Source organism: Streptomyces sp. JHA26, assembly GCF_002005565.1.
Lineage (GTDB): Bacteria > Actinomycetota > Actinomycetes > Streptomycetales > Streptomycetaceae > Streptomyces.
In genome coordinates this window covers 1-26,069 of sequence record NZ_BDJC01000083.1, presented here as the reverse complement: position 1 = coordinate 26,069, position 26,069 = coordinate 1, and the positions used below count along the sequence as shown (strand labels likewise).

Sequence of the window (26,069 nt, the reverse complement as noted above, 5' to 3'; positions counted from 1 at the left end):
GCGGCTGGTCGAGGTCGTCAACCCCGACCGCTCCCTCTCCCGCCACCCCCTCTTCCAGGTCACCGTGGAGTTCCAGAACGTCTCCGGAGCCACCATCGACCTGCCCGGCATCGAAGCCCGTCCCTTCCAGGTGCCGGTGGACGCCGCGAAGTTCGACCTGTCCTTCGTCTTCGACGAGCACGACGACGAAGCCGGCACCACACTGGCCGGCGTCGTGGGCTTCAGCCTGGACCTGTTCGACCGCTCCACGGCGGAAGAGCTGGCACAGCGGCTGCTCCGGGTGCTCCGGGCGATGGTGGCCGACCCCTCGGCCCCCGTGAGCAGCATCGACGTCCCGGAGATCGAGGGACGGCCCGCGCGGCTCGCCTCGACGGACCTCGACGCCCCGGACACCGGTGCTCGTGCGGGGGACAGGCCGGGCCGCAACGCACGCGAAGAGCTGCTGTGCGCGTTGTTCGCGGAGGCGCTGGGTCTGCCGAGCGTGGGGGTGAACGACAACTTCTTCGACCTCGGGGGCCATTCCCTGATGATCGTCAAGATGCTGGCGGAGATACGGTCCGTGTTCGGCGTGCGCCTGCCGATCCGGGCGTTGTTCGAGGCCCCCACCGTGGCCGAGCTGGCCCTGCAGCTCGACGGCGACGACGAGGGCGGTGTCTTCGACGTCCTCCTGCCGTTGCGCAAGGCCGGGTCCCGGGCACCGTTGTTCTGCGTGCACCCGGTCAGCGGCCTCGGCTGGTCCTACGCCGGGCTGCTGCGCGAAGTGGCGGCCGAGCACCCCGTCCACGTGCTGCAGGCCCGAGGGATGGCCGCCGACGAGCAGCTGCCGCGGACACTGGAGGAGATGGCGGCCGAGTACGTCGCCCACGTGCGCGCGGTCCAGCCGTCGGGCCCGTACCACCTGCTCGGCTGGTCCTTCGGCGGAGTGGTCGCGCACGCCATGGCCGTACAGCTGCAGCAGGCCGGGGAGGAGGTGGAGCTGCTGGCCATGCTCGACTCCTACCCCGCGCAGCACGGTGAGACGGTCCCGGCCCCGTCGGACGAGGAGCTGCTCGACGCGCTGCTGAAGTACGCCGGGGCCGAGCCCGACCCGGCCGGCCCGTTGACGCCGAGCGCCGCGATGGAGCTGCTGAGCGACCAGGGCGGCATGTTCGGCAACTTCGACGCCGACACCCTGGCGCGGGTGGGCCGGGTGACCCGGAACAACATGGTGATCGACAGTGGTCACACCCCCGGGTCCTTCGACGGCGAGGTGCTGTTCTTCCGGGCGGTCGAGGGACGCCCGGAGACCGCTCCGGACGTGGAACTGTGGAACGACCACCTCACGGAGAAGATGGACGTCCGGGAGCTGAACTGCACCCACGACGCGATGATGCAGCCCGACGCCCTCAAGCTGATCGGGGAGGCACTCGGCGAACGGCTGGCGGGTCCTTCCTCCGAGGGGTGACCGGCACGCGAGTCCGTTGATCCACGGGCCCGCGGGGAGGTGCTCGTCGGCCGTGACCGGCCGTACGCCACATCCCTGCGGGCCCTCCTGGTGCCCGGGCGGGGCCCGGCGCGAGCCGGGGACCGCTGGCAGGAAGGTGCATTCCCGGGACCCGGAAGACGCCTTCCTCCCGCCGCACCCCGCCGCCCGTCGGCCCCGCGGGCGGCGGCTCCTGCAGGTAGCTGACAGGTCCGTCGGAACGCGCCCCCACCCGGCCTAGGGTGGCCCGCGACCTACCGAGGGAGTCCTTCCATGAGCGTACCGGCCGCCGTCGGGATCGACGGTCCCGCTCTGACGGTCGTCATCGTGCTGACGACCGCGGTCACCCTCGGGGGCGTCTTCCTCGGTGTCCGGGCGGCGTCCCGAGGACTGCTCGGCATCACGATCGGTCCGCTGCGGGCCCTCTTCGCGGGCCTGGTGGCGCTGGGAACACTGTCCGGCTTCGGGCAGATGGTGCCGGAGGAAGGCAGTCGCGGGGTGCTCACCGCGGTGCAGATCGCGCTGTCCCTCTTCGCCGCGATGATCACCATCGTGTTCGCCGACGTCTTCCTTCCGCGCGGGAGCTGGGCGCTTCCCCTGCAGTTGCTGCGCGGTGCGGGCGCACGGTTCCGACGTGCCTGCCGCTACTCGCAGATCAGCCGGATCTTCATGCGCAACGGTCTGGGCCGGCTGCTGCGCAGCCGCTCCCGCCTGGAACGGGCGATGAGCCCGGGAGAGTTCGGAGAGCAGTCCGCCAGGTCGCTGCGGATCGCACTCGAGGAGTGCGGTGGGGTCTTCGTCAAACTCGGCCAGGTGCTGTCCACCCGCCGCGACCTGCTGCCGCCCCATTTCGTCGACGAACTCAGGCGTCTGCAGAGCAGCGTGCCCCCGGCGCCATGGCCCGAGGTGGAGGCGCTGCTCCGCGAGGAACTGGGCAAGCCGGTGGAGCAGGTCTTCGAATGGTTCGAGCACAAACCGCTCGCCGCCGCCTCCATAGCCCAGGTGCACCGCGCGCGCCTGCACGGCGGTCCGACCGTCGTCGTCAAAGTGCAGCGTCCCGGCGTACGGGAGAGCGTGGAACGCGACCTCGACATCGTGCTCACCCTCGCCCGGGGGCTCGAGGGCCGGGTCCGGAACGCGCAGTCCCTGGGACTGCGCGAGCTGGGCGACGGCTTCGCCCAATCCCTCCGCGAGGAACTCGACTTCCGCGTCGAGGCCCGCAACTCGGGCGCGGTCGCCGGGACGTGCGGCGGGTTCGAGGCCGATGCGGAGGTACGCATCCCGCAGGTGTACCACGCGTACACGTCGGCCCGGATCCTGGTGCAGGAGTGGCTGGGAGGGGTCACGCTCGACCGGGCCCCGGCCGTCGTCCGGAAGGAGGGCCTGGACCGCCGAGCACTGGCCCGGACCGTTCTGTCGGCCATGCTCCGCCAGATCCTGCGGGCCGGGGTCTTCCACGCCGACCCGCACCCGGGGAACGTGCTGCTGCTCGACGACGGGCGGATCGGACTGATCGACTTCGGTTCGGTCGGCCGGATCGGGCCCCCCGCGCGCGTCGCCATCCAGGAACTGCTGGTGTCCGTCGAACGGGGCGACCCGGCCAGGCTCCACGACGCGCTGCTCGCCCTGCTGGGCACCCGGGCGACGACGAACGAGGAGCTGATGCCCGATCCGCTGCTGCTGGAGCGGGAGCTCGGGCGGTTCATGGCCCAGCACCTGGGGGCGGGCGCGCGCCCGGACTCCGAGACGTTCACCGCCCTCTTCCGGATGCTGTCCCGGTTCGGGCTCGCGGTGCCGCCGGAGATCGCCGCGGTCTTCCGGGCCCTGGCCACGGTCGAGGGAACCCTGACCCAGCTCGCCCCCGGGTTCGACCTGCTGGAGGAGGCACGTGCCTTCGCCGTCGGGATGGTCACCGAGGACCTGCGGTTCCGCAGACGGAGGCGTCCGGACGAGGACGGTGCGGGCAACGGGTTCGAGCTGCCCGGCTTCCCGTCCCTGGCGCACAGCGCGGCCCACGAACTCCTCTCCGTACTGCCGATGCTGCGCCGGCTGCCCCGGCGCGTCGAACGCATCAGCTCCGCCCTGGAGGAGGGACGCCTGGGCGTACGGGTCCGCGTCCTCGCCGACGAACGGGAGCGGCGCTTCGTCACGGGCCTGCTCCACCAGCTGACCGTCACGCTGCTGGCGGCCTGCACCGGCCTCATGGGAGTCATGCTCGCGGTGTTCGGCACCCGGCGCGGGCCGCACGTCACCGAACAGCTGGAGCTCTATCCGCTGCTGGGATACCACCTGCTGGCGGTGAGCGCGATCCTCATGCTGCGGGCACTTCACACGGCCATGCGCCGAAGCCCTTAGCGAGAATTTCCTTATGCCCGCAAGAGGTCACCCGCGGTCATCGCTCCCGGGATACGGAGGCGGCGCGGTCGGCCGATGGCAGCCGACTGCCACCAGGCATTCCCGAGGACCGTGTCCAGGCCGTGCGGCGGCCCGCCGCGGGCGTGGCGGGCCCCGGTTCCGAGCCCGCGCAACACGCCCTTCGGTTTTTCATATTCAATTCCTCGAATTGCGGGCCGCGTTACGGCCCGGGAATCCCTTGTCGAATCGGATCCCCGGTGCCTAAGGTCGGTTCCGAATCGGGAGACGGTGAATGCAGAGGAAATTCGCCGTCCACACAGGGCAGTCGAGCCCGAAGAACTCGCCGGTCGGCGGAGACGGAATGTCCGCCGGCACCACGGACGGCGTCTTCTTCGGGCTCGACCGACTGCCGGCCGGTCGTGCGCCACGACCTCGGCCTCGCGCCACCACCCTCCCGACCTCAGCGGACCGGCCCTACAGGAGAGAGCGATGACGATCACTGGAGCACCTCAGCGGTTGATCCCGCGGTGGGTTCCGCCAGGCGCCGTCCCCGAGGGGGAGGCCGAACAGGCCACGCTGACCCGGCCGGTCCCGGTACGGCTGGCCGCGCGGATCAGACTGCTGTCCCGGCGCTCCGCGACCGGGTGGGAAGCGGCCCTCGTCGCCGCCCACACCGCCGTGCTGTCCGCACTCAGCGGCGAGCGCGCCCTCGTGTCCGGGTACGTTCCGCCGACCGCCGCCCCTGAGGCCGGACCGCAGCCCCGTGCCCTCACCCTCCACGACGAGACCTGGCGCGAGCTGCTGACCGTGTCCGAGCAGGCGGCCGCCCGGCCCGCCGACGGTGCCTTCGAGACGGTGCTGGACCTCGGGCACGTCGACGGCGACCCCGGGGAACCCGCGACGGGCACCGTACTGACCACCACCCTGCGGTACGGACCCGCGGGCCCGGCCGTCCTCCTGCGCTACCGCACCGACGTGCTGGACGCCGGAGCGGCCGGCCGCATCGCGGGCTACTACGTCACGGCACTGGAGCGGATGGCGGCCGAGCCCGACGCACCGAGCCGCGCCCGCGGGCTGCTGTCCGACGCCGAGTTCCAGCACCAGATCCACGGGCTCGCCGGTCCCGAGCGGCGGATACCGGACCGCCGGTTCCACGAGCTGTTCGAGGAGCAGGCCGCCCTCAGGCCGACGGAGACAGCCGCCGAGCGGGCCGGTGAGACCCTGACGTACGCGCAGCTCAACGCCCGCGCGAACCGCATCGCCCACGCCCTGCTCGGCAGGGGACTGGGGGCCGAGGCGGTGGTGGCCGTGGTCACCGAGCGCAATCTCGACTGGCTGGCCGCGGTCATCGGTGTCTTCAAGGCCGGAGCGGCCTACCTGCCCATCGAGCCGCACGCCCCGGCCGACCGGATGGCCCGGACCCTGGAGCGCAGCGGCTGCGCGATCGTCCTCACCGAGCCCGGCGGCCCGGGGCACCTGGAGCGGGCCGCGGCACCGGGCCTGGAACTCCTCACCATCGCCGACGCCTACGACGAGGGCCGCTCCGAGGACGACCCCAAGGTGCCCGTCGCCGCGGACCAGCTCGCCTACCTGTACTTCACCTCGGGCTCCACCGGAGAGCCCAAGGGCGCGATGTGCGAGCACGCGGGCTTCGTCAACCACCTGTTCGCCAAGATCGACGACCTGGGGATCGGCGAGGGACAGGTGGTGGCCCAGACCGCCCCGCAGTCCTTCGACATCTCGCTGTGGCAGCTCGTGGCGGCCCTGGTCGTCGGCGGACGCACGCTGATCGTCGAGCAGGACGCGGTCCTCGACGTCGACCGGTACCTCGACACCGTCGAACGGGGCGGCGTCACGGTCCTCCAGGCCGTTCCCTCCTACCTGGAGGTCGTGCTCGCACGGCTGGAGACCAGCCCCCGGGAACTGCCCGCGCTGCGCTGCGTGTCGGTCACCGGCGAGGCGCTGAAGAAGGAACTGACCGTGCGCTGGTTCGCGCGGTTCCCGGACATCGCCCTGGTGAACGCCTACGGACTCACCGAGACCTGCGACGACACCAACCACGAGGTGATGACCTCGGTACCGGTGTGGGACTCGGTACCGCTGGGCCCCGCGGTCGGCAACGTCACCGTCTACGTCGTCGACGACGAGCTGCGGCCGGTCCCCCTCGGCGCGCCCGGGGAGATCGTCTTCTCCGGTGTGTGCGTGGGCCGCGGATACGTCAACGACCCCGAGCGCACGGCCCAGGCGTTCGGCGAGGACCCGCACCGCCCCGGCCGGCGTCTCTACCGCTCCGGCGACTTCGGACGCTGGCTGCCCGGGGGGTCGCTCGAGTACCTCGGACGCCGCGACGCGCAGGTCAAGATCCGTGGCTTCCGGATCGAGATCGGCGAGATCGAGAACCAGCTGCTGAAGCTGCCGGGCGTCCGCGACGGCGCCGTCGTGGTCGTGGAGAGCCCCGACCAGGGACGCCACCTGGTCGGCTTCCAGACCGGCTCCGAGGAACCCGCGGCGGCACTGCGCGAACGACTGGCGCGGACACTGCCCGCGTACATGGTGCCGGAAAGGCTGGAGCGCCTGGACGTCCTGCCGCTCACCCCCAACGGGAAGACCGACAAGCGCGCCCTCGTCGCGATCGCCTCGGAACTGGCCGCCCAGGAGGCGGAGCGGGGTCACGAGGAGCCCCGTACGGACGCGGAGCGGCGGCTGGCCGAGGCGTGGGAGGCCGTGCTGCGGCTGCCCGCGGGCACGGTCGGACGCCACGACACCTTCTCCGGGCTGGGCGGTACCTCGCTCTCGGCGGTGCAGCTCGTCGTGCGGACGGGCCGGGCGTTCACCCTGCGCGACGTGATCGAGCACCCCAGGCTCCACGAGCTCGCCCGTTTCCTGCCCCCGGCCGCCGCCGCTCCCGCCGGAACGCCGGCCGCCGCCTCGACCGGAACGCCGGACGTCGCCTCGACCGGAACGCCGGACGTCGCCTCGACCGGAACTCCGGCTGCCGCGCCGGCCGTCACCCCTGCCGCCACCCCTGCCGGCACTCCCGCCGTCCCCGTGCCGGACCCGGCAGGGGTCCCCCCGTTCGACGTGACCCGCATCGGCGACCGCCCCGTCGTGCTCGAACTCGACGGCCCCGCCCCGGCCGACCCGGCCGCCTGGGCCGCCGAACACCGGGCGCGGCTGCGCGCCACCGTGGCGGTGCACGGGGCCGTGCTGGTCCGGGGCCTCGGCCTGCGCGACGCGGAGACCGTCGCCCGGTTCGGCCGGGCGTACCTGGACCGGATCATCACCGAACGGGAGGGCTTCGCCCCGCGGCAGGTCCTGGCGGACGGCGTCCACTCGTCGTCCGAATGGCCCGCCGGCCAGCCGATGTGCATGCACCACGAGCTGAGCTACGCCCGCGAGGTCCCCGGCACGCTCCTGTTCGCCGCCCTCAAGGCTCCCGCCTCCGGCGGCGTGACCGCGGTCGCCGACTCCCACGAGGTGCTGGAGGCGCTCCCCGCCGAACTCGTCGACCGCTTCGAGAAGGAGGGCTGGTCGCTCGTCCGCAACTACACGCAGACCGTCGGCGTCACCCTGACCGACGCCTTCGGCACGGCGGACCGCGCGGCCGTCGAGGAGTACTGCGACGCCCGGGGCATCACGTACGCCTGGCAGAGCGACGGCGGCCTGCGCACGCGGCAGCGGGCCGCAGCCGTGATGCGCCACCCCGTGACGGGACGGCGCGGCTGGATCAACCAGATCGCCTTCCTCAACGAGTGGACCCTGGACCCGGTGGTCAGGGACTACCTGACCTTCGAATTCGGCCAGGACGGGCTGCCCTTCAACAGCTTCTACGGCGACGGCGCGCCCCTCGACGAGGACACGGTGCTCACCATCAACAGCGTCTACGAGAAGCACACGCTCCGCGAGCCCTGGCGCGACGGGGACCTGCTGATCGTCGACAACCTCCGGATGGCCCACAGCCGGGAGCCCTACGAAGGCGACCGCGAGATCGCGGTCGTCCTCGGCGACCCGGTCACCTGCCTCCCCGGCCCCGACGGCCACTGACGGCACCCGGCACCTCCGACACCCGGCCGGTCCCCCCGGCCGCCGGCGCCCCGTACCCGGCGCGACCCACCCACCACCCAGCAGATGGAGTACGTCATGTCCCCCCAGTCCGTGGTACCACCCTTCGCCGTCATCAGCGGTGCCCAGGTCGCCGACGTGCTCGCCGGCAACGAGAAGCAGGTCGTGGACCTGGTCGAGAGCGTCTACCGGCTGCACGGCCGGGGCGACTCGGTCAATCCGCCCTCCTACTTCCTGCGCTTTCCCGACCGGCCCAGCTCCCGCATCATCGCGCTGCCCGCCGCCGTGGGCGGCGACCGGCCGACCGACGGCCTGAAGTGGATCTCGAGCTTCCCCGAGAACGTCGCGGCGGGCATCCCGCGGGCATCGGCGGTGCTGATCCTCAACGACCACACCACCGGCTACCCCTTCGCCTGCCTGGAAAGCTCCATCATCAGCGCCTCCAGGACCGCGGCGTCGGCCGCGCTCGCCGCCGACCGGCTCAGCCGCGGTGAGCGGCCCCGCAGGATCGGCTTCATCGGCACCGGGCTCATCGCCCGGTACATCCACCACTACCTCGAGGCCACCGGCTGGACCTTCGACGAACTGGGCGTCCACGACCTGTCGGAGCAGCACGCCGAGGCGTTCGCCGGCTACCTGGGAAGCCGCCCCGGCAACGCGCCCATCGTGGTGCACGGCTCGGCGGAGGAGCTGATCGCGGAGAGCGACCTGGTGGTCTTCGCCACCGTCGCCGGCAGCCCGCACGTCCACGACCCGGCGTGGTTCGCCCACAACCCGCTCGTCCTCAACGTGTCGCTGCGGGACCTGTCCCCGGAGATCCTGCTGGCCTCCGCGAACATCGTGGACGACATCGAGCACTGCCTCAAGGCGGACACCTCCCCGCACCTCGTGGAACAGCTCACCGGGAACCGCGACTTCATCGACGGAACCCTCTTCGACGTCCTGGAGGGCAGGGTCGAGCTGCCTGCCGACCGTCCCGTGGTCTTCTCGCCCTTCGGCCTGGGAGTGCTGGACATCGCGCTCGGCCGGCACGTGCACGACGAGCTGCGGGACGCGGGCCGGCTGGACGTCGTCGACGGCTTCTTCCACGAGCTCGACCGCTACGGCGACAACGGCTCCGCGGCGCGTTCCTGAGCCCTGTCGTCACCGGCACCGCCGCCGCCGGCCCGAGCCGCCCCCACGAGACAGGAGTCGCGTCATGGACAAGCCAGTCGTACTGATGGCCGAGGAGCTCTCCGCGGCCGCCGTCACCGCGCTCGGACCGGACATCGACGTCCGCCACTGCGCGGGCGCCGACCGGGAGGCGCTGCTCGCGGCGCTGCCCGGAGCGGACGCCGTCCTGATCCGCAGCGCCACCCGGATGGACGCGGAGGCGATCGCGGCGGGAACCCGGCTCAAAGTGATCGGCCGGGCGGGCGTGGGCCTCGACAACGTGGACGTGGCCGCCGCCACCAGGGCGGGCGTCATGGTGGTCAACGCCCCCACGGCCAACGTCGTCAGCGCCGCCGAACTCACCGTCGGCCTCCTGCTCGCGGTGGCGCGGAACATCCCGCAGGCCGGTGCGGCGCTCAAGGAAGGCCGGTGGCAGCGCAGCCGGTACACCGGGGTGGAGCTGTCCGGCAAGACGCTGGGCATCATCGGCCTCGGACGCATCGGGTCGCTGGTGGCGCGCCGCATGGCGGCCTTCGACATGCGGCTGCTCGCCTACGACCCCTACGTCCGGCCGGAGCACGCCGCCCGGAGCGGCGTACGCATGACCGGGCTCGACGAACTCCTCACCGAGGCCGACTTCCTGACCGTCCACCTGCCGAGGACGAGCGAGACGACGGGCCTGATCGGATTCGACGCACTGCACAAGGTCAAGCCCGGCGTCCGCCTGGTCAACGCGGCCCGGGGCGGCATCGTGGACGAGGGCGAGCTCTACGCCGCGCTCAAGGAAGGCCGGGTCGCGGGCGCGGCCGTCGACGTCTTCGCCACCGAACCCTGCACCGACTCCCCGCTCTTCGAGCTGGACAACGTGGTCGTCACCCCGCACCTGGGCGCCGGGACCGCCGAGGCCCAGGAGCGGGCCGGAACGGCCGTCGCCACATCCGTACGGCAGGCACTGTCGGGACGGCCCGTCCCCGAGGCGGTCGACATGCGGACGGATGCGGCCGACACCCGACCGGCCCCGTGACCGACCCCGACCGAGCAACCGGGACGGCCGCTCACCGCGGCCCGGTCACGCCGCCGGGAGCGCTGGACTCCGCCCCAGGCCGGTCGAGTGGCGCGATGTCGCGGTGGACCCGCTCCTGACCGGGAACACCGCCTTCCTCCGCGCTCCCGGCGTCCCCGTCACCGCGGTGTGGACACGGACATCCGACAGACCCGACGACAAAAGGCGTACGAGCATGACGAACGGCACGGACGGCAACACGTGGTTCCGCAGGTACCCCGCGACCGGAACGCCCCGGCGCCGGCTGGTGCTCCTGCCGCACGCGGGCGGCTCCGCGAGCTTCTTCCACGCCTGGGGCCGCGCTTTCGACGGCGGTACCGACGTCCTGGTGGCGAAGTACCCCGGCCGGCACGAACGGCTGGCCGATCCGTGCATCGACAGCATGGAGGTGCTCGCCGACCGGGTCACCGCGGCGTTGCTGCCCTCGACGGACGTCCCCCTCACGCTCTTCGGCCACAGCATGGGCGCCTCACTGGCCTACGAGGTGGCGCTGCGGTTGGAGGAACGGCACGGCGTCCGGCCCGCCGCCCTCCACGTCTCCAGCCGCAAGGCCCCGCACCGGCTGACCCCGCGCGACCTCCACCGGCAGGGGGACGCCGCGCTGATCGCCGAACTGCGCAGGCTCGGCGGTACCGACACCGCCCTCCTGGACGACCCGGACGTCCAGGAGCTCGTGCTGCCGGCGGTCCGGGCGGACTTCACCATCGTGGGCACCTACGGACCGCGCGCCGCCACCCCGGTCGGCTGCCCCGTCCACGCCTGGATCGGGGACGCGGACCAGTCCACCACGGCGCGGGAGATGGAGGCCTGGGGCGCTGTCGCGCCCGGCGGATTCCGGCTGCGGGTGCTGCCCGGCGGCCACTTCTACCTGGTCGAACAGCACGACGCGGTGGTGCGCGGGGTCTCGGAACAACTGGCCGCCATCGGCTGACGAGGCCCCCCCCGCGCGGCGGCGGCCCCCGAGAACTCCACCGGATCCCCGCACCCCTCCGGAACGGCCCCCGGCGACCGACGACGAAATGGATCCCCGACCCCCGGCGCCGGCCCGCTCAGTGAACCGGCGGAAGGCCGTCATGCCCGACAGGCCGAAGCCCGGAGGCGATAATCGGTGGTGCCGCGCCCCGGGCGGGGCTATGGTGCTGCTCAGCCGTTCCCCGAGGGGCGGTGTCGGTTCGTCGAGAAGAAGCAGGAGGTGAGGACGTTGATGACTGTCACGGTGACGGGCACGGCCCGCATGCAGGAGTTCATCGTTCCCACCCCCGTGGTCTCCGGCTGACACCCACTCGACCTCCGCGCAGAACGCGCCGCCGGGGCCACCCTTCGAAGGGTCCCCCCTTGTCCAACGCTTCGTTCCACACGCCTTCCCCCTCCGACGCTCGGCAGGTCCTCGCCGCCTACGGCTGGGACACGGGCTGGGAGGCCGAGTTCGCCCCGTACGCCGCCCAGGAGCTCGTCCCCGGCCGGGTCGTACGGGTCGACCGCGGCCAGTGCGACGTCGCCACGCCCGCTGGTGTCGTCCGGGCCGACACCGCGTTCGTCACCCCGCACGACCCGCTGCGCGTCGTCTGCACCGGCGACTGGGTCGCCGTCGAACCGGGCGGCAACCCGCGTTACGTGCGGACGTACCTGCCGCGCCGTACCGCCTTCGTGCGCTCCACCTCCTCCAAGCGGTCCGAGGGGCAGATCCTCGCCGCCAACGTCGACCACGCCGTCGTCGCCGTGTCCCTGGCCGCCGAGCTCGACCTCGCCCGGATCGAACGGTTCCTCGCGCTCGCCTGGGAGTCCGGCGCCCAGCCGGTGGTCGTCCTCACCAAGGCCGACCTGGTCCCCGACCCGGTGACGGTGACCCTGGCCCACCTCGTCCAGGACGTGGAGACGACCGCGCCCGGCGTGCCGGTGCTGCCCGTCAGCGCCGCGCACGGCGAGGGACTCGACGCCCTCGCCGCCGTCGTCTCCGGCGGCACCACGGTGCTGCTCGGCCAGTCCGGCGCCGGCAAGTCCACCCTCGCCAACGCGCTGCTCGGCGAGGACGTCATGGACGTCCAGACCGTCCGCGACGTCGACGGCAAGGGCCGCCACACCACCACCACCCGCAACCTCCTCGTCCTGCCCGGCGGGGGAGTGCTGATCGACACCCCGGGGCTGCGGGGCGTCGGGCTCTTCGACGCGGGCGACGGGGTCGGGCAGGTCTTCGCCGAGATCGAGGAGCTGGCGCGGCGGTGCCGGTTCCACGACTGCGCCCACGAGAGCGAGCCGGGCTGCGCCGTCCTCGTCGCCGTCGACGACGGCGAACTGCCCGAGCGCCGGCTGGAGAGCTACCGCAAGCTCATGCGGGAGAACCAGCGCATCGTCGCCAAGACCGACGCCCGGCTGCGCGCGGAGATCCGCAAGGAGTGGAAGCGCCGGGGCGCCATCGGCAAGGCGGCGATGGAGGCCAAGCGGGGCCGCGTGCGGTAGCGGCGCCGCACGGCCACCGCCACGGTCCCCGACGCGATGTCCGATTTCCGCCAGCCCGGCCCGCCGGGCCGGCGGAGACTGGACGGCGTGAGGGAGAACGTGATGGAGACCGCCGAGCACGAGGACAGCAGGTACGAGGCCGTCCGCAGCCGGGACGCCCGGTTCGACGGGGTGTTCTTCTTCGCCGTCGAGACCACCGGCATCTACTGCCGGCCCAGCTGCCCGGCCGTCACGCCGAAGCGGCGCAACGTGAGGTTCTTCGCGACGGCCGCCGCCGCGCAGGGCTCGGGCTTCCGGGCCTGCCGGCGGTGCCGCCCGGACGCCGTGCCCGGCTCGGCCGACTGGAACGTGCGCGCCGACGTCGTCGGCCGGGCCATGCGACTCATCGGCGACGGCGTCGTCGACCGCGAGGGCGTCGCCGGACTCGCCGGTCGGCTCGGCTACAGCACCCGCCAGGTGCAGCGACAGCTCACCGGCGAGCTCGGCGCCGGACCCGTGGCCCTCGCCCGCGCCCAGCGGGCGCACACCGCGCGCGTTCTGCTGCAGACCACCGGCCTGCCGGTCACCGAGATCGCGTTCGCGTCCGGGTTCGCCAGCGTCCGGCAGTTCAACGACACGATCAGGGCCGTGTACGCGGCCACCCCGAGCGAGGTGCGCGCCGCCGCCCCGGCCCGCGACCGGGCCTCCCGGCGGGCAGCCGCCCCGTCCGCCGGCATCCCGCTGCGGCTCGCCCACCGCGGCCCCTACCGGGCCGGGCCCGTCTTCGACCTGCTCCAGCGGGAGGCGGTCGCCGGGATCGAGGAGGTGAGCGGCCCGGTGGGCCGCCGCGTCTACCGGCGCACCCTGCGCCTGCCGTACGGCACCGGCATCGTCGCCGTCGAGGAACGGCCGGGCCGGCCGAGGACCGGCAGCGGCGGCTGGCTCGACGCCCGCCTGCACCTCACCGACCTGCGCGACCTGACCACGTCCGTGCAGCGGCTGCGGCGCCTGTTCGACCTCGACGCGGACCCGTACGCCGTCGACGAGCGGCTCGGCGCCGACCCCCGGCTCGCCCCGCTGGTCGCCGCCCGCCCCGGGCTGCGCTCGCCGGGCACCGCCGACCCCGACGAACTCGCCGTACGCGCCCTCGTGGGGCGTGCGGAGGCCGAACGGCTGGTCCAGCGGTACGGCAAGGCGCTCGACGCGCCCTGCGGCACCCTGACCCACCTCTTCCCCGAACCGGCCGTCCTCGCCGGCGCCGAGCCGCACGGCACCCTCGGCGCCCTCGCCGCCGCCCTCGCCGACGGCACCGTACGCCTGGACCCGGGCGCCGACCGGGATGACGCCGAGCGCGCGCTGCTCGCCCTGCCCGGCCTGGACGCCCGCACGGCCGCCGTCGTCCGCACCCGCGCCCTCGGCGACCCCGACGTCGCCCCGCCCGGCCCCGCCGTGCCCGACACCTGGCGCCCCTGGCGCTCGTACGCTTGGAACCACCTGCGCGCAGCAGGAGAGTGGGAGCAGCACCGATGACCAGCACGACCACCTCGACCACCGCCCCCGTGACGTACTGGAGCGAGCTCGACAGCCCCGTCGGCACGCTCCTGCTCACCGCGGCCCCGGACGGGGCGCTCACCTCCCTGTCCGTGCCCGGGCAGAAGGGCGGCCGCACCGTCCAGGACGGCTGGCGGCACGACGCCGGGCCGTTCCGGGAGGCCGAGGCGCAGCTCGCCGCCTACTTCGCCGGGGAGCTGACGGAGTTCCGGCTGCCGCTGCGCGCCGAGGGCACCGCCTTCCGGGAGCGCGTGTGGGCCGCCCTGGACGCCGTGCCCTACGGAGCGACCACGACGTACGGCGAGATCGCCGCGCGCATCGGCGCCTCCCGCCCGGCGGTGCGCGCCGTCGGCGGCGCGATCGGCGCCAACCCGCTGCTGATCCTGCGCCCCTGCCACCGCGTGATCGGCGCCGACGGCTCCCTGACCGGGTACGCGGGCGGCCTGGAACGCAAGACGCGGCTGCTCGGCCTGGAGGGCGTCCGCCTCTAGGACCGCCCATGGCCGGCACCTCGGCCGGCCGGCCCCGCCCCGGACCACGCCCCGGCCACCGGCAGGCGGGCGAACGGCTCCGTCCCGTCCAGGGCGCGGGAGACCGCCGCGGTCCGCAGGACTCCGCGGGGAGCGCGGCCGGCCCGTCAGCGGGTCCGGGACACCCAGCCCCGCTCGTACGCGTGCCAGCCCAGCTGCAGCCGGGTCGTCACCCCGGTCAGCTCCATCAGCCGTTTGACCCGGCGCTGCACGGTCCGCAGGCCCAGGTCGAGCTGTTTGGCGACGCTCGCGTCGGTCAGGCCGGCCAGCAGCAGGGAGAGGATCTCCAGATCGGTGCCGTCGGGCCCGTCCGGCTCCTGCTCCGTCACCCCCGACGCGCCCAGCCGCAGCGGCAGCGCGTCCCGCCACACCGCGTCGAACAGGCCCGACAGCAGCTCCAGCAGTCCGCTGGCGTGCACGACCAGCGCGGCCGGTTCCGCGGAGTGCGCGGTGAGCGGCACCAGGGCGAGCGTCCGGTCGGCGATCACCAGCTTGGTCGGCACCCGGTCCGTCACCCGCACCTGCTCGTCACGGCCCAGCGCGGCGGTCAGCTCGGTGATGCCGGTCGGCAGGTCCAGCACCGACCGCTCGACCACCACCCGGTAGTGGACCCCGCGTTCGGCGGCCTGCTCCTCCGCGTCGTTCTCCATGCCGGTGACGGCGACCGGGTTGCCGGTGACCAGCGCGCACACCTCCTCGCTCGCTCCCAGCTGGAGCTGCAGGAAACGCCGCGCCACCGCCGCCGCGCCGATCACCACCTCCACCAGGTCGTGCACCGCCGGTTCGCCCGCCGACGCCCGGTACTCCTCGGCCAGCATCGCCGCCGCCAGCTCCGCCTTCTCCAGCTCGTGCCGCTGCTGGGTGAGCAGCGCGCCCAGCGCCACGCCCGGCGGCGCGGCGACCCAGCGGCCGGGCCGGGCCGAGGACTGGGCCGCCAGACCGTTGTGTTCCAGCCGCCGCAGCGCACGCTCCGTCTCCTGTTCGCCGAGCGCCAGCCTCCGCGCCAGATCCGGGACGTCGGCCGCCCCCACGGACACCAGCGCCCGGTAGGCCGACTCGTGCGTGTCCTCCAGCCCCAGCACTCCCAGCATCAGGCGCCGTCCCTCCCCGAAGATCACCAGCATTCCGCGGTGTCCGCGCGTGGCGGGAAACAGCCACGGCGCAAACCCGCCTCGGGACATCATCGCCGTACCGTCGGTCACTCTGCCAAGGTGGCGTCACCGGGCGGTTCTCCCGTGGGGGGTGGGACCGCCCGGTGACCCCGCTCGCACCACCGTTCGCCCCCCTCACCCGACACGCCGTCCGGCGCGCGAGGGCCCGGCGGATTTTCCGGATGCCCCGTTCTCATCCGGCCCCCGCGGTGGACAATCAGGACCATGAGCCAGCAGGGGGGAAGGCCCACCGGTCCCGAGGACGACTGGTGGGGGCAGCTGTACGACGACTCCACCGGCGACACCGGCCCCACGGCCGCGCCCGATTCCCTGGACGACCGGTTCGCCTCGGCGGCGGGGGCGGTGGGACGCCCGGACGACGCCCCGCCCGACGGCCGACCCCCCGGGTGGGCGCCACCGGATCCGCCGGCCCTCCCGGGACAACGCGGCACCCGCGAACAACGGGGCGTCCCCGGCCCCCGCACCGGCGACGCCGCCGCGAAGACACCGCAGGCCTCGCCCGACCCACAGACCTCGCTCGCCCCACAGGTTCCACCCGACCCGCAGGCCCCGCCCGCCCCGCCGCCGTCCCCACCGCCTCCGCCGCCGGCCGCCGCCTCCGTCCTGCCGCCGCCTCCGCCGCCGTTCCTCCCCTCGCCGCCGTCCCCGTCACCGCCGTCCCCGTCACCGCGGCCCCCCGACGGCGGCCCGCCGCGGGACGACGTCCCCCGGCCCGCCGCGGACCCGCCCGCCGCCGCCCGCGACTACGTCGGCTCGGGGCCGCCCACCTACGACTCCGAGCCCACCGCGCTGCCGCCCGCCGACCCCGACGCGCTGGACGACCTGGTGACGGACACCGTGCTGGAGGGGGCCCGGTACGGGACCTGCACCCTGCGGGCCGTCTCGACGCGGGGCGACTCCGCGCGCTACCGGGGCGACCCGCGCCGTGACGCGCTGCTCGTCGCCCGGTTCGGCGCGGGGGAGCAGGCGCTGGTCCTGGTGGCGATGGCGACCGGCGCCCGCGGGACGGCCGGGACGCACCGTGCCGCCGCCCAGGTCTGCCGGTGGATCGGCCGGGCCGTGGGCCGCAGCCACGCCCGGCTCGCCGAGGACCTGCGCGCCGCCCGGCGCGGCGACCTGAAGTCCGGACTGCACCGTCTCACCGACCGCGGCCTCGGCCGGCTCCGGGCCGAGGCCGCCGAGCAGGGCCTCGCGCCGCACGAGTACACGGCCACCCTGCGCTGCCTGCTGCTGCCCGCCGCCCCCGGGTGCCGCACCCGGGTGTTCTTCGGCGTCGGCGCCGGCGGACTGTTCCGGCTGCGGGACGGCGTCTGGCAGGACCTCGAACCACGCCCGGGCGACGTCACCGGCGACCCCGTCGTCGGCTTCGGCTCCGCGCCGGGCGGGACACCCGAGGGCGACCGGCTCACCATGGACCTGGGCGTCACCGGGCCGGCCGGTCCGTACGCCGGCCCGTACGCCGGGCCGCCCGGCGAGCCGTCCCACGAGCCGTTCCGCTTCCGCGCCTCCATAGCCCGCCCGGGTGATGTGCTGCTGCTGTGCAGCGCGGGCCTGGCCGAGCCGCTGCTCGGCGAGCGGGAGCTGGGTGAACTCCTCGCGCGGCGATGGGGCGACGCCCGGCCGCCCGGCCTCGCCCGGTTCCTCTCCGACACCGGCGTGCGGGTCAAGGGTTACGCCGACGACCGTACGGCCGCCGCCGTTTGGGAGGCGTGACGCCGCTCCCTGTGCCTCCATGGACCCATGGCCAAACAGAACGTCGCGGAACAGTTCGTCGACATCCTCACCCGTGCCGGAGTGCGACGCCTCTACGGAGTCGTGGGCGACAGCCTCAACCCGATCGTGGACGCGGTGCGCCGCCACCCCGGCATCGACTGGGTGCACGTGCGGCACGAGGAGACCGCCGCCTTCGCCGCCGGCGCGGAGGCCCAGATCACCGGGAAGCTGACGGCGTGCGCCGGCTCCTGCGGCCCCGGCAACCTCCACCTCATCAACGGGCTGTACGACGCCCACCGCTCCGCGGCCCCCGTCCTCGCCCTCGCCTCGCAGATCCCGTCCAGCGAGATCGGCCTCGGCTACTTCCAGGAGACCCACCCGGAACAGCTCTTCCGCGAGTGCAGCCACTACTGCGAGCTGGTCTCCAGCCCCCGGCAGCTTCCCCGGCTGTTCGACACCGCCGTCCAGCACGCCATCGGCCGCTCCGGTGTCAGCGTGGTCGTCCTGCCCGGCGACATCGCGGGGGAGCCCGCCCCGGAGAAGGCGCCCGAGACCGCCCTGGTCACCTCCCGGCCGACCGTCCGCCCCGGCGACGAGGAGATCGACCGGCTGGTGCGGCTGATCGACGACGCCGACAAGGTCACCCTGTTCTGCGGCAGCGGCACGGCGGGCGCGCACGCCGAGGTCATGGAGTTCGCGGGGAAGATCAAGTCCCCGGTGGGACACGCGCTGCGCGGCAAGGAGTGGATCCAGTACGACAACCCGTACGACGTCGGCATGAGCGGACTGCTCGGCTACGGGGCCGCCTACGAGGCCACCCACGAGTGCGACCTGCTGATCCTGCTCGGCACGGACTTCCCGTACAACGCCTTCCTGCCCGACGACGTGAAGATCGCACAGATCGACGTCCGGCCCGAGCACCTCGGCCGGCGGACCAAGCTGGACCTCGCGGTGTGGGGCGACGCGAAGGAGACCCTGCGCTGTCTGATCCCCCGGGTGAAGGAGAAGAAGAACCGCCGCTTCCTCGACCGGATGCTGAAGAAGCACGCGGACGCGCTGGAGGGTGTCGTCAAGGCGTACACCCGCAAGGTCGACAAGCACGTGCCGATCCATCCCGAGTACGTCGCCGCCGTGCTCGACGAAGTCGCCGACGACGACGCGGTGTTCACCGTCGACACCGGCATGTGCAACGTCTGGGCGGCCCGTTACATCACGCCCAACGGCCGCCGCCGCATCATCGGTTCCTTCTCGCACGGCTCGATGGCCAACGCGGTGCCGATGGCGATCGGCGCCCAGCTCCCCGACCGGCGCCGACAGGTGATCTCGATGTCCGGCGACGGCGGGTTCACCATGCTGATGGGCGACTTCCTCACCCTCGTCCAGCAGGACCTGCCGGTGAAGGTGGTGCTGTTCAACAACTCCTCCCTCGGCATGGTCGAGCTGGAGATGCTGGTCGCGGGCCTGCCCTCGCACGGCGTGACCAACCGCAACCCCGACTTCGCCGCCGTCGCCGAGGCGTGCGGTGCCTTCGGGGTGCGGGTGGAGAAGCCGAAGGAGCTGGCCGGGGCGCTGAAGGCGGCCTTCAAGCACAAGGGGCCGGCCCTGGTCGACGTCGTCACCGACCCCAACGCCCTGTCCATCCCGCCGAAGATCAGCGCCGACATGGTCACCGGCTTCGCCCTGTCCGCCTCGAAGATCGTCCTGGACGGCGGTGTGGGCCGGATGCTCCAGATGGCCCGCTCGAACCTGCGCAACGTGCCGCGACCGTAGGCGCGGTCCCGCCCGTAGGCGCGGTTCCGCCCGGAGGCGCGGTCCCGCCCGGAGGCGCGGTCCCGCCCGGAGGCGCGGTTCCGCCCGGGGGTGCGGCGGAATCCGGCCGTTCCGGCGCCCTCGTGGCCGGACGGGCACCGGTCGGCCGTTCGCCATGACTGCCCGGGGTCCCGCCGGGCAAGAATCCCCCCGGGAACGCGTTCGAAGAGGAGAAGGGAACCGACATCGCCACGCGGACGGGGGACAAGGAGAGGCAGGCGGTGCCACAGCTCATACGCAGACTGGGCCGGGCGGATCTGCGGGCGGTGCCCGAGGCCCGCCGGGCACTGCGCGAGCTGCTGCGGCACTGGGACGGACCGGGACGGTCGGAGATCGCGGAGCTGCTCACCAGCGAGCTCGTCACCAACGCGCTCGTCCACACCGACGACGACGCGGTGCTGACCGCCACGGTCTCGGAGCGCGGACTGCGGGTGGAGGTGCGGGACCGTGTCGCCCGGCTGCCCCGGCAGCGCGCCGCGGAACCGGACGAGAGCACCCACGGCAGGGGCATGCTCCTGGTGCAGTCCCTGGCGGACGCGTGGGGCGTGCGGCTGCACGACGTGGGCAAGTCGGTCTGGTTCGAGCTGGAGGCCGGGACCGCGTGAACACCGAAGGGGCGTGACGCGCGGTCACGCCCCTCCGGCGGCACGCCGGCCCGTTCCGGCCGCGCGGCCCTAACCGAACTGCTGCTCCAGGTCCTTGAGCTTGCGCTCCAGGGAGTCCAGTCGCGGCAGGGTCTGGGTGTCGTCCTCCGCGGTGAGATCGACGGTGACCTGGTCAGCTCCGCCGCGCACGGGCTGCAGGGAGGGAAGCCGGCGTACGGGCAGCTGCTCCGGTGCGGATATGGCGGGCTCCGCGGCGGCCCGGTCCGCACCGCGTTCCACCTGCTGCACGTCCACCTCGACCTGCTGGTCGCCGCGGCCGGGGAGCCCCCGGTGGCCGTGGCCCCGGCTGATCGCCTTCAACCGGGCCCGCTCCAGGCGCTCCTGCTCGCGACGGCGCCGGTGGTTCTCCTCCTTGCGGCGCTTGTCGTCGCGCACCTCCTCGACCGCCTCGTCGAGGCTGCGCACACCCTCCAGGAGCATCAGCGACCAGGCGCGGTAGGTCTCCCGGGGGGCCCGCAGCCAGCGGACCGTGCGGATCTGCGGCAGCGGGCGCGGTACCAGGCCCTGTTCGCGCAGCGCGGCCCGGCGGGTCTGCTTCAGGGCCCGGTCGAACAGCACCGCCGCCGACAGGGACATGCCCGCGAAGAAGTGCGGGGCGCCCGCGTGGCCGATGCCCCGCGGCGCGTGCACCCAGTTGAACCAGGCGGCCGCGAACGCGAAGGTCCACACGAGTATCCGGGAGCCGAGCGCCGCGTCACCGTGGCTGGCCTCGCGCACCGCGAGCACGGAGCAGAACATCGCCGCCCCGTCGAGTCCGAACGGGACCAGGTACTGCCAGCCGCCGCTCAGACCGAGGTTCTGCTCGCCGAAGCCGACCAGTCCGTGGAAGGAGAGGGCCGCGGCGACCGCGGCACAGCAGAACAGCAGCACGTAGGAGAAGGTGCCGTAGAGGGCCTCCTTGCGCCTGCGGCGCTCCTCGGCACGCTCCCACGAGTCGTCCGCGCCCGCGTTCTTCCCCGGGGAACGCCTGCCGCGCGCGAGCACCGCCACCGCCGCCAGCATGCCCAGGAGCAGCACGGCGCCCGGAAGCAGCCAGTTCAGCGATATGTCGGTCAGTCTCATCTGGGGTCCCTTGCCTCGGGATAGGGCGTGACGCCCGCCATGGTGGCCCAGACCCGGCACTCCTTCCGGGGTTTCGGGGCAAGAGCCCGCCAGGGGGTGAGGGGAGGTGCCCGGGGACATCGATACGCTCGAACTGACGCTTGAAACAAGGGAGTTGTGTTCGAACGAGAAGGGTCGTACGGGGGGCTCCGCGGGAACTTCCCGCGGGGTGGGGGGAAGGTGTGCGACGGCGTGCGGGCGCCGCGCGGCCCCGGCCCGGACGGCCCCGGCGGGCGGCGCCGGACGGCCGTACCCGCGGGCGGCTCAGCCGGCAGTGGCGAGCAGCTTGCCGACGCGGTCCGCGTCGCAGGTGCGCGGGCAGGTGGCGCACGTGTCCTCGGGGCGCACCGTGTAGAACATGCAGCAGCTCGCCCGGTCCCGGGTGTGCAGCGGTTCGCCGTCGGGTCCGGTCAGCTCCCGGAACGCGGCCTTGCCGACGTACGGCTCGGTCGCCCCCGGCAGCAGCAGCTCCAGTTCCCGCCGCGCGCGCTCCTGCTCGCCGAACAGGTGGGCGACGTACCACAGGCCCTCGACGACCTCGTCGGTCGCCATGCCCCACAGGGCGCGTCCGCGCCGCCGCATGCGCGGCCCGAAGCCGGCCAGCACCGGTTCCAGGTGTTCGGCGACCGCGGCCCGCACCTCGGCCCGCAGGGCCTCCTCGTCGGCGACCACCCGCGCGCCGGGCAGCGCGGCGGCGGGGTCGCCGGGCAGGCAGGCGAAGCCGGCGGGCCGGGCGGCCATGCGGCCCAGCGGCAGTCCCGCGGCGGTGCGGTCGTAGGCGACGTGCGCGGTCGGGTAGCGGGGCACCCTGCGGTGCAGGAACCACGGCACCGTGATCAGCAGGCAGGCCGGCCAGGCGTACCGGTGCAGACCGAAGCTCGCGATCACGTCCGGCCGGGCCCGCTGCCCGTAGTCCCGCACCACCTGGGCGTCGTCCCAGGCGAGGAAGGCCTCCAGCTCCGCCCCGCCCGCCGCGAGCGAGGCGGCGGCGACCCACCCGCCCCCGCGGGGCAGCGCCTCCCCGGCCTCCGGCACGGTGACGCCCAGGCCCGGCAGCACCTCGGACAGGCGCGCGTAGGAGTCCGCGACGGCCGGGTGGGAGACAGGCATGCGGGACCACCGATCCACGTCAGGGCGACGGATTGCTTGTAGGTAAGCCTTACCTTACCGAAGATCCCCGATATGGGAACCGGCGGGTTGTGCCCTTATGGTGCTTGACGGACCGGACGGCACCCCGCCGTACGACCCCGGAGCGATTCCGAAACGCCCTCACGCACCGATGACGTCCTGGAGGAGGACCCCGTGAAGCAGAGCACGCAGGGCCCCGCCGGGACGGACGGCCCGCGCCCGGACGCCGCCGGGCGGGTCCGGGTGCCGGCCCAGCCCGGCGGCGCGGACCGGGACCGCCCCCGGAGCCGGGACGACGCCCGGACCGCCCGGGACCGCGCGCGGCGAGCACCCCTTCGGCGAACGGCCCCTCGGCGCTCCCCGCGCCTCCGTGCGGCGTTCCTCCGTGCGCGGACAGGTCCTCGACGCCCTGCGCACCGCGCTGGCCGCCGGAGAGCTGCGTCCCGGCGAGGTCTACTCGGCTCCCGCGCTCGGCGAACGGTTCGGCGTCTCCGCCACCCCCGTGCGCGAGGCGATGCAGCAGCTCGCCCTGGAGGGCGCCGTCGAGGTCGTCCCCAACCGCGGGTTCCGCGTCGTCGAGCGGGGCGCCCGGGAACTGGCCGAGCTCGCCGAGGTCCGTGCCCTGATCGAGGTCCCGGTGCTGCTGCGGCTGGCCCGCACGGTGCCCGCCGAGCGCTGGGCCCGGCTGCGCCCCGTCGCCGAGGCCACCGTCCGGGCCGCGTCCTCGGGCTGCCCGGCGGCCTACGCCGAGGCCGACCGGGCCTTCCACCGCGAGGTGCTCGCGCTCGCCGGCAACGACCAGCTCGTCCGGGTCGCCGGCGACCTGCACCGCCGTGCGCAGTGGCCGCCGGCCGGCGCCCCCGCGACCCGGGGACGGGCCGACCTGATCGCCGACGCGCACGAGCACACGGCACTGCTGGACGCGCTGATCGCCGGCGACCAGGACGTGGTGCGGACCCTGGTGGCGGAGCACTTCGCCGCGACGCCCTGAGCGGACCCGGCGCATCGCCGCGCCGGACGCTCCGGCACGTCGCGGCGCGCGGCCCGCCCGGTCCGCTACGGGACTTCCTGCGACACCTCCCGCGGCTCGCTCTCCCGCGTGCGCTGCCGCGCCGCCGGTTTCCCGCCGGTCCGGCCCGGGCGGCGCCGGACGCGGGGACCGTTCCCGCGGTCGTGCAGCTCGACGGCGAGCGGGGCGGCGGTGAACACCGAGGAGTAGGTGCCGACCGTCACGCCGATCAGCAGGGCGACGGCGAAGTCGGTGAGCGAGTCCTGGGCGAGCACCGCCAGCGAGGCGAGGATCAGCACCGCGCCCATGCCGGTGTTGACCGTGCGCGGCAGCGTCTGCAGGATCGCCTGGTTGGTGAGCCGGGCGAACGGCGTCCCGCGGTCCTTCCCGAGCAGCTCCCGGATGCGGTCGAACAGGACCACCGAGTCGTTGACCGAGTAGCCGATGACGGTCAGCAGCGCCGCCAGGAAGACCCCGTCGACAGGCTTGCCGAGCCAGGCGAACGCCCCGACCAGGATGACCACGTCGTGCGCGAGCGCGCCGACCGCGGCGGCCCCGAACAGCAGGCGGAAGCGGGCGGCGAGGTAGAGCAGCTGGGCGCCGAGGGCCAGGCCGAGGGCGACGAGGGCGTTCCGGCGCAGCTCCTCGCCGAGGCTGGGGCCGATCAGCTCGTCGCGGACCTTCTTCGTCTCGCCGCCGAGCTCGCCGACGGTCCTGGTGACCGTGGCCGCCTCCGCGTCGGTCAGCTCCTCGGTGCGTACCGTCAGGTCGTTGTCGCCGGAGGACTGCACGACCGCGCGCGGGAAGCCCGCGTCGGCGAGCGCGGTGCGGGCCCGGTCGGGGTCGACCTCGGTCGCGGTGGAGTACTCGATGAGCCGGCCGCCGGTGAACTCGATGCCGAAGTCGAGGCCGCGGACGGCGATGCCCGAGCCGGCCAGCACCAGGACGATGCCGGAGGCGGCCAGCCAGCGGCGCGGCCGGCGCATCAGGAAGGGGTCGCGGCGCAGCAGGGCGTCGCGGACCGGGCCGGTGGTGGAGATGCCGGTGAGGTGCGGCCGGCGGTGGACCGACGGGCGGCTCGCGGCGAACTCGGCGAGCACCCGGGTGATCACCAGGGCGCTGACCATGGAGGCGAGGACGCCGATGCCGAGGGTGACGCCGAAGCCCTTCACCGGGCCGGAGGCCAGGAAGAACAGCAGGGCGGCGGCGATCAGCGTGGTGATGTTGGAGTCGGCGATCGCGCTGAAGGCGCTGCGGAAACCGGTCGTCAGCGCCGAACGCGTACTGGGCCGGGTGCGCAGGGCCTGTTCCTCCCGCGCCCGTTCGAACACCAGGACGTTGGCGTCCACCGCCATGCCGATCGCCAGGACGAATCCGGCCAGGCCCGGCAGGGTCAGCGTCGCGCCGATCGCGGCCAGGACGGCGTAGGAGACGAGGCCGTAGCAGAGCAGGGCGACCGTGGAGAGGGCGCCCATGAGCCGGTAGACGACGATGATGAACAGCGCGGTCAGCGCGGTGCCGATGACGGCGGCCCGGGCGCCGGCCGAGATGGCCTCGTCGCCCAGGGTGGCGCCGATGGTGCGCTGCTCCACGGTCTCCACCGGCACGGGCAGGGCGCCGCCCTTGATGAGCAGGGCCAGTTCGCGGGCCTCGGCGTCGTCGAAGGAGCCGGTGATCTGCGTGGAACCGCCCGCGATGCCCGTGCCGCAGGCCACCGAGGGGTCGACCTGCGGCGCCGAGATGATCTTGTTGTCGAGGACGATGGCGACCCGGCGCTTCGGGTCTCCGGCCGGGTTGCAGGCGGCCTCGCCGGTCACCTCGGCCCAGCGGTCGCTGCCCTTGTCCTTGAAGTCGACGGTGACGTGCCAGCCGGCGCCGTTCTGCTGGTCGAACCGGGCGTCGGCGCCCTTGACGTCCTGACCGGTCAGACCGGCCGCCGCCAGCCGCAGCGACTGGCCGGACTCGTCCGGCAGGACGCGCTCCTTCGACGGGTCGGCCGGCTGCTCGGCGGGGCCGGCCGGCGTTTCGGCGGCGCCGAGCACCGCGTGGACGGTGAGCTGCGCGGTGCGGCCCAGCACGTCGGCCGCCTTCTTCGGGTCCTGCACGCCCGGCAGCTCGACGACGATGCGGTCGTCGCCGGAGCGGACGATGGTCGGCTCGGCGACGCCGAGCGCGTCGATCCGGCCGCGCAGCACCTCCACGGTGCGGTCGGTGGCCTCGCGGCCGGCCTTGGTGGTGGACGTGGACCTGGTCTCCAGCACGATCTGGGTGCCGCCGCGCAGATCGAGTCCGAGGCGGACCGGCATGGTCACGGCGATGGCCACCGACACGGCGATCACGGCCAGGGCGACCAGCGCGCGTACGCGGAGCGCTTGCGCCTGCGCACGGGAACGGGAGCGGGGACGGGGGCGGGAACGTTTCACACGGACCTCCGGCGGGCACGCCGCGGCGGCGGCCTGCGCGGCCGCGGCGGAAGAAGGAAGGGAAGGACGGATCGTCAGGTGCCGGAAGGTGCGGGAGGCGCCCGCCCGCGGTCGTGGTGCGCGCGGCCGGGGGAGACGGACGGGGAGCCGGGCGTCGCCGGGGACCGCCGTCCGCGGGCGGACGGGACGGCGCCGGCCCCGTGCGCGGTGACGGCGAGGTGGTCCGGTGCCGAGGGACGTTCGCCGAGGTGGTCGTGGCGGGGCCTGGCCTGGGCGGCGCAGGTGCCCGGACAGCCGTCGTCGGCGTGGAGGCCTGCGTCCGGGCGGGGGACGGCGGTGACCGAGTGGGCCGGGAGCGGCCCCTCGGGCGCGACGCGTGCGCCCGGCGCGGGCCGGGCCGGGAGCAGGACCAGCAGGACGGCCAGCAGTGCGGTGAGC

At 74.1% G+C, this 26,069-nt stretch carries 17 protein-coding genes and 1 pseudogene; 13 read left to right on the top strand and 5 right to left on the bottom strand.

Features of this window, described 5'->3' with window-relative positions; translation table 11 throughout:
• The 9 genes and pseudogenes from JHAT_RS31300 to JHAT_RS31260 form a co-directional block, all read left to right on the top strand.
• A partial coding sequence (locus tag JHAT_RS31300; protein ID WP_143660552.1) for an alpha/beta fold hydrolase occupies window positions 1–1,444 on the top strand: 1,444 nt, incomplete at its 5' end.
• A gap of 291 nt (window positions 1,445–1,735) precedes the next feature.
• Entirely contained in the window at window positions 1,736–3,817 is a 2,082-nt protein-coding gene (locus JHAT_RS31295) for an AarF/ABC1/UbiB kinase family protein (protein WP_077801661.1), read from the top strand.
• 489 nt (window positions 3,818–4,306) lie between these two features.
• Complete coding sequence (locus JHAT_RS31290) at window positions 4,307–7,861, top strand: amino acid adenylation domain-containing protein (RefSeq protein ID WP_077801660.1); 3,555 nt, start codon at window positions 4,307–4,309, stop codon at window positions 7,859–7,861.
• A gap of 96 nt (window positions 7,862–7,957) precedes the next feature.
• Window positions 7,958–9,013, top strand: a complete 1,056-nt coding sequence (gene sbnB / locus JHAT_RS31285; RefSeq protein ID WP_077801659.1) for a 2,3-diaminopropionate biosynthesis protein SbnB — start codon at window positions 7,958–7,960, stop codon at window positions 9,011–9,013.
• Between the two features lie 64 nt (window positions 9,014–9,077).
• Window positions 9,078–10,046: pseudogene (locus JHAT_RS31280) on the top strand (hydroxyacid dehydrogenase); the annotation flags it as partial.
• Window positions 10,047–10,269: 223 nt separating this feature from the next.
• On the top strand, window positions 10,270–11,025 hold the full coding sequence (locus JHAT_RS31275; protein ID WP_077801658.1) for a thioesterase II family protein: 756 nt from the start codon (window positions 10,270–10,272) through the stop codon (window positions 11,023–11,025).
• A gap of 404 nt (window positions 11,026–11,429) precedes the next feature.
• Window positions 11,430–12,551, top strand: coding sequence for a ribosome small subunit-dependent GTPase A (rsgA, locus tag JHAT_RS31270; protein WP_077801657.1), 1,122 nt, complete (start codon window positions 11,430–11,432; stop codon window positions 12,549–12,551).
• Window positions 12,552–12,653: 102 nt separating this feature from the next.
• Window positions 12,654–14,060, top strand: coding sequence for a DNA-3-methyladenine glycosylase 2 family protein (locus tag JHAT_RS31265; RefSeq protein ID WP_077801656.1), 1,407 nt, complete (start codon window positions 12,654–12,656; stop codon window positions 14,058–14,060).
• The gene (locus tag JHAT_RS31260; RefSeq protein WP_077801655.1) at window positions 14,057–14,572 is read left to right on the top strand and encodes a methylated-DNA--[protein]-cysteine S-methyltransferase; all 516 of its coding nucleotides are present in this window, start codon (window positions 14,057–14,059) and stop codon (window positions 14,570–14,572) included. The genes JHAT_RS31265 and JHAT_RS31260 overlap by 4 nt, the downstream gene beginning before the upstream one ends.
• Before the next feature lie 146 nt (window positions 14,573–14,718).
• On the opposite strand, the gene JHAT_RS31255 is transcribed toward JHAT_RS31260, so the two are convergent.
• The gene (locus JHAT_RS31255; RefSeq protein WP_077801664.1) at window positions 14,719–15,702 is read right to left on the bottom strand and encodes a LuxR family transcriptional regulator; all 984 of its coding nucleotides are present in this window, start codon (window positions 15,700–15,702) and stop codon (window positions 14,719–14,721) included.
• Window positions 15,703–15,987: 285 nt separating this feature from the next.
• Between JHAT_RS31255 and JHAT_RS31250 the strand changes: the two genes are divergently transcribed.
• From JHAT_RS31250 to JHAT_RS31240, 3 genes are all read left to right on the top strand, one after another.
• A complete protein-coding gene (locus JHAT_RS31250) occupies window positions 15,988–17,496 on the top strand; it encodes a protein phosphatase 2C domain-containing protein (protein ID WP_107482081.1) in 1,509 nt (502 codons plus the stop codon).
• 27 nt (window positions 17,497–17,523) lie between these two features.
• Window positions 17,524–19,266, top strand: a complete 1,743-nt coding sequence (locus JHAT_RS31245) for a pyruvate dehydrogenase (RefSeq protein WP_077801654.1) — start codon at window positions 17,524–17,526, stop codon at window positions 19,264–19,266.
• 260 nt (window positions 19,267–19,526) lie between these two features.
• Window positions 19,527–19,910: an ATP-binding protein gene (locus tag JHAT_RS31240; RefSeq protein WP_077801653.1), complete on the top strand. Its 384-nt coding sequence runs from the start codon at window positions 19,527–19,529 to the stop codon at window positions 19,908–19,910.
• Between the two features lie 69 nt (window positions 19,911–19,979).
• Here JHAT_RS31240 and JHAT_RS31235 read toward each other — a convergent pair whose 3' ends face one another.
• Entirely contained in the window at window positions 19,980–21,032 is a 1,053-nt protein-coding gene (locus tag JHAT_RS31235; protein WP_077801652.1) for a DUF2637 domain-containing protein, read from the bottom strand.
• 303 nt (window positions 21,033–21,335) lie between these two features.
• Entirely contained in the window at window positions 21,336–22,181 is an 846-nt protein-coding gene (locus tag JHAT_RS31230) for a (2Fe-2S)-binding protein (RefSeq protein ID WP_077801651.1), read from the bottom strand.
• Between the two features lie 403 nt (window positions 22,182–22,584).
• Between JHAT_RS31230 and JHAT_RS31225 the strand changes: the two genes are divergently transcribed.
• Window positions 22,585–23,190, top strand: a complete 606-nt coding sequence (locus JHAT_RS31225) for a GntR family transcriptional regulator (RefSeq protein WP_375603601.1) — start codon at window positions 22,585–22,587, stop codon at window positions 23,188–23,190.
• Window positions 23,191–23,255: 65 nt separating this feature from the next.
• Here the strand turns inward: JHAT_RS31225 and secD are convergent, their stop codons facing one another.
• Both secD and JHAT_RS31215 read right to left on the bottom strand, forming a co-directional pair.
• On the bottom strand, window positions 23,256–25,631 hold the full coding sequence (gene secD, locus JHAT_RS31220) for a protein translocase subunit SecD (protein WP_077801650.1): 2,376 nt from the start codon (window positions 25,629–25,631) through the stop codon (window positions 23,256–23,258).
• Between the two features lie 74 nt (window positions 25,632–25,705).
• Window positions 25,706–26,069: hypothetical protein (locus JHAT_RS31215; RefSeq protein ID WP_107482078.1), on the bottom strand; the 364-nt coding region annotated here is incomplete at its 5' end.

What these genes read in the sequence shown, in the direction of transcription:
- JHAT_RS31295 (WP_077801661.1), top strand. Translation starts at nt 1,736, where the DNA reads ATGAGCGTACCGGCCGCCGTCGGGATCGACGGTCCCGCTCTGACGGTC.
- JHAT_RS31290 (WP_077801660.1), top strand. Translation starts at nt 4,307, where the DNA reads ATGACGATCACTGGAGCACCTCAGCGGTTGATCCCGCGGTGGGTTCCG.
- sbnB (WP_077801659.1), top strand. Translation starts at nt 7,958, where the DNA reads ATGTCCCCCCAGTCCGTGGTACCACCCTTCGCCGTCATCAGCGGTGCC.
- JHAT_RS31275 (WP_077801658.1), top strand. Translation starts at nt 10,270, where the DNA reads ATGACGAACGGCACGGACGGCAACACGTGGTTCCGCAGGTACCCCGCG.
- JHAT_RS31265 (WP_077801656.1), top strand. Translation starts at nt 12,654, where the DNA reads ATGGAGACCGCCGAGCACGAGGACAGCAGGTACGAGGCCGTCCGCAGC.
- JHAT_RS31260 (WP_077801655.1), top strand. Translation starts at nt 14,057, where the DNA reads ATGACCAGCACGACCACCTCGACCACCGCCCCCGTGACGTACTGGAGC.
- JHAT_RS31255 (WP_077801664.1), bottom strand. Translation starts at nt 15,702, where the DNA reads ATGCTGGGAGTGCTGGGGCTGGAGGACACGCACGAGTCGGCCTACCGG.
- JHAT_RS31250 (WP_107482081.1), top strand. Translation starts at nt 15,988, where the DNA reads ATGAGCCAGCAGGGGGGAAGGCCCACCGGTCCCGAGGACGACTGGTGG.
- JHAT_RS31245 (WP_077801654.1), top strand. Translation starts at nt 17,524, where the DNA reads ATGGCCAAACAGAACGTCGCGGAACAGTTCGTCGACATCCTCACCCGT.
- JHAT_RS31235 (WP_077801652.1), bottom strand. Translation starts at nt 21,032, where the DNA reads ATGAGACTGACCGACATATCGCTGAACTGGCTGCTTCCGGGCGCCGTG.
- JHAT_RS31230 (WP_077801651.1), bottom strand. Translation starts at nt 22,181, where the DNA reads ATGCCTGTCTCCCACCCGGCCGTCGCGGACTCCTACGCGCGCCTGTCC.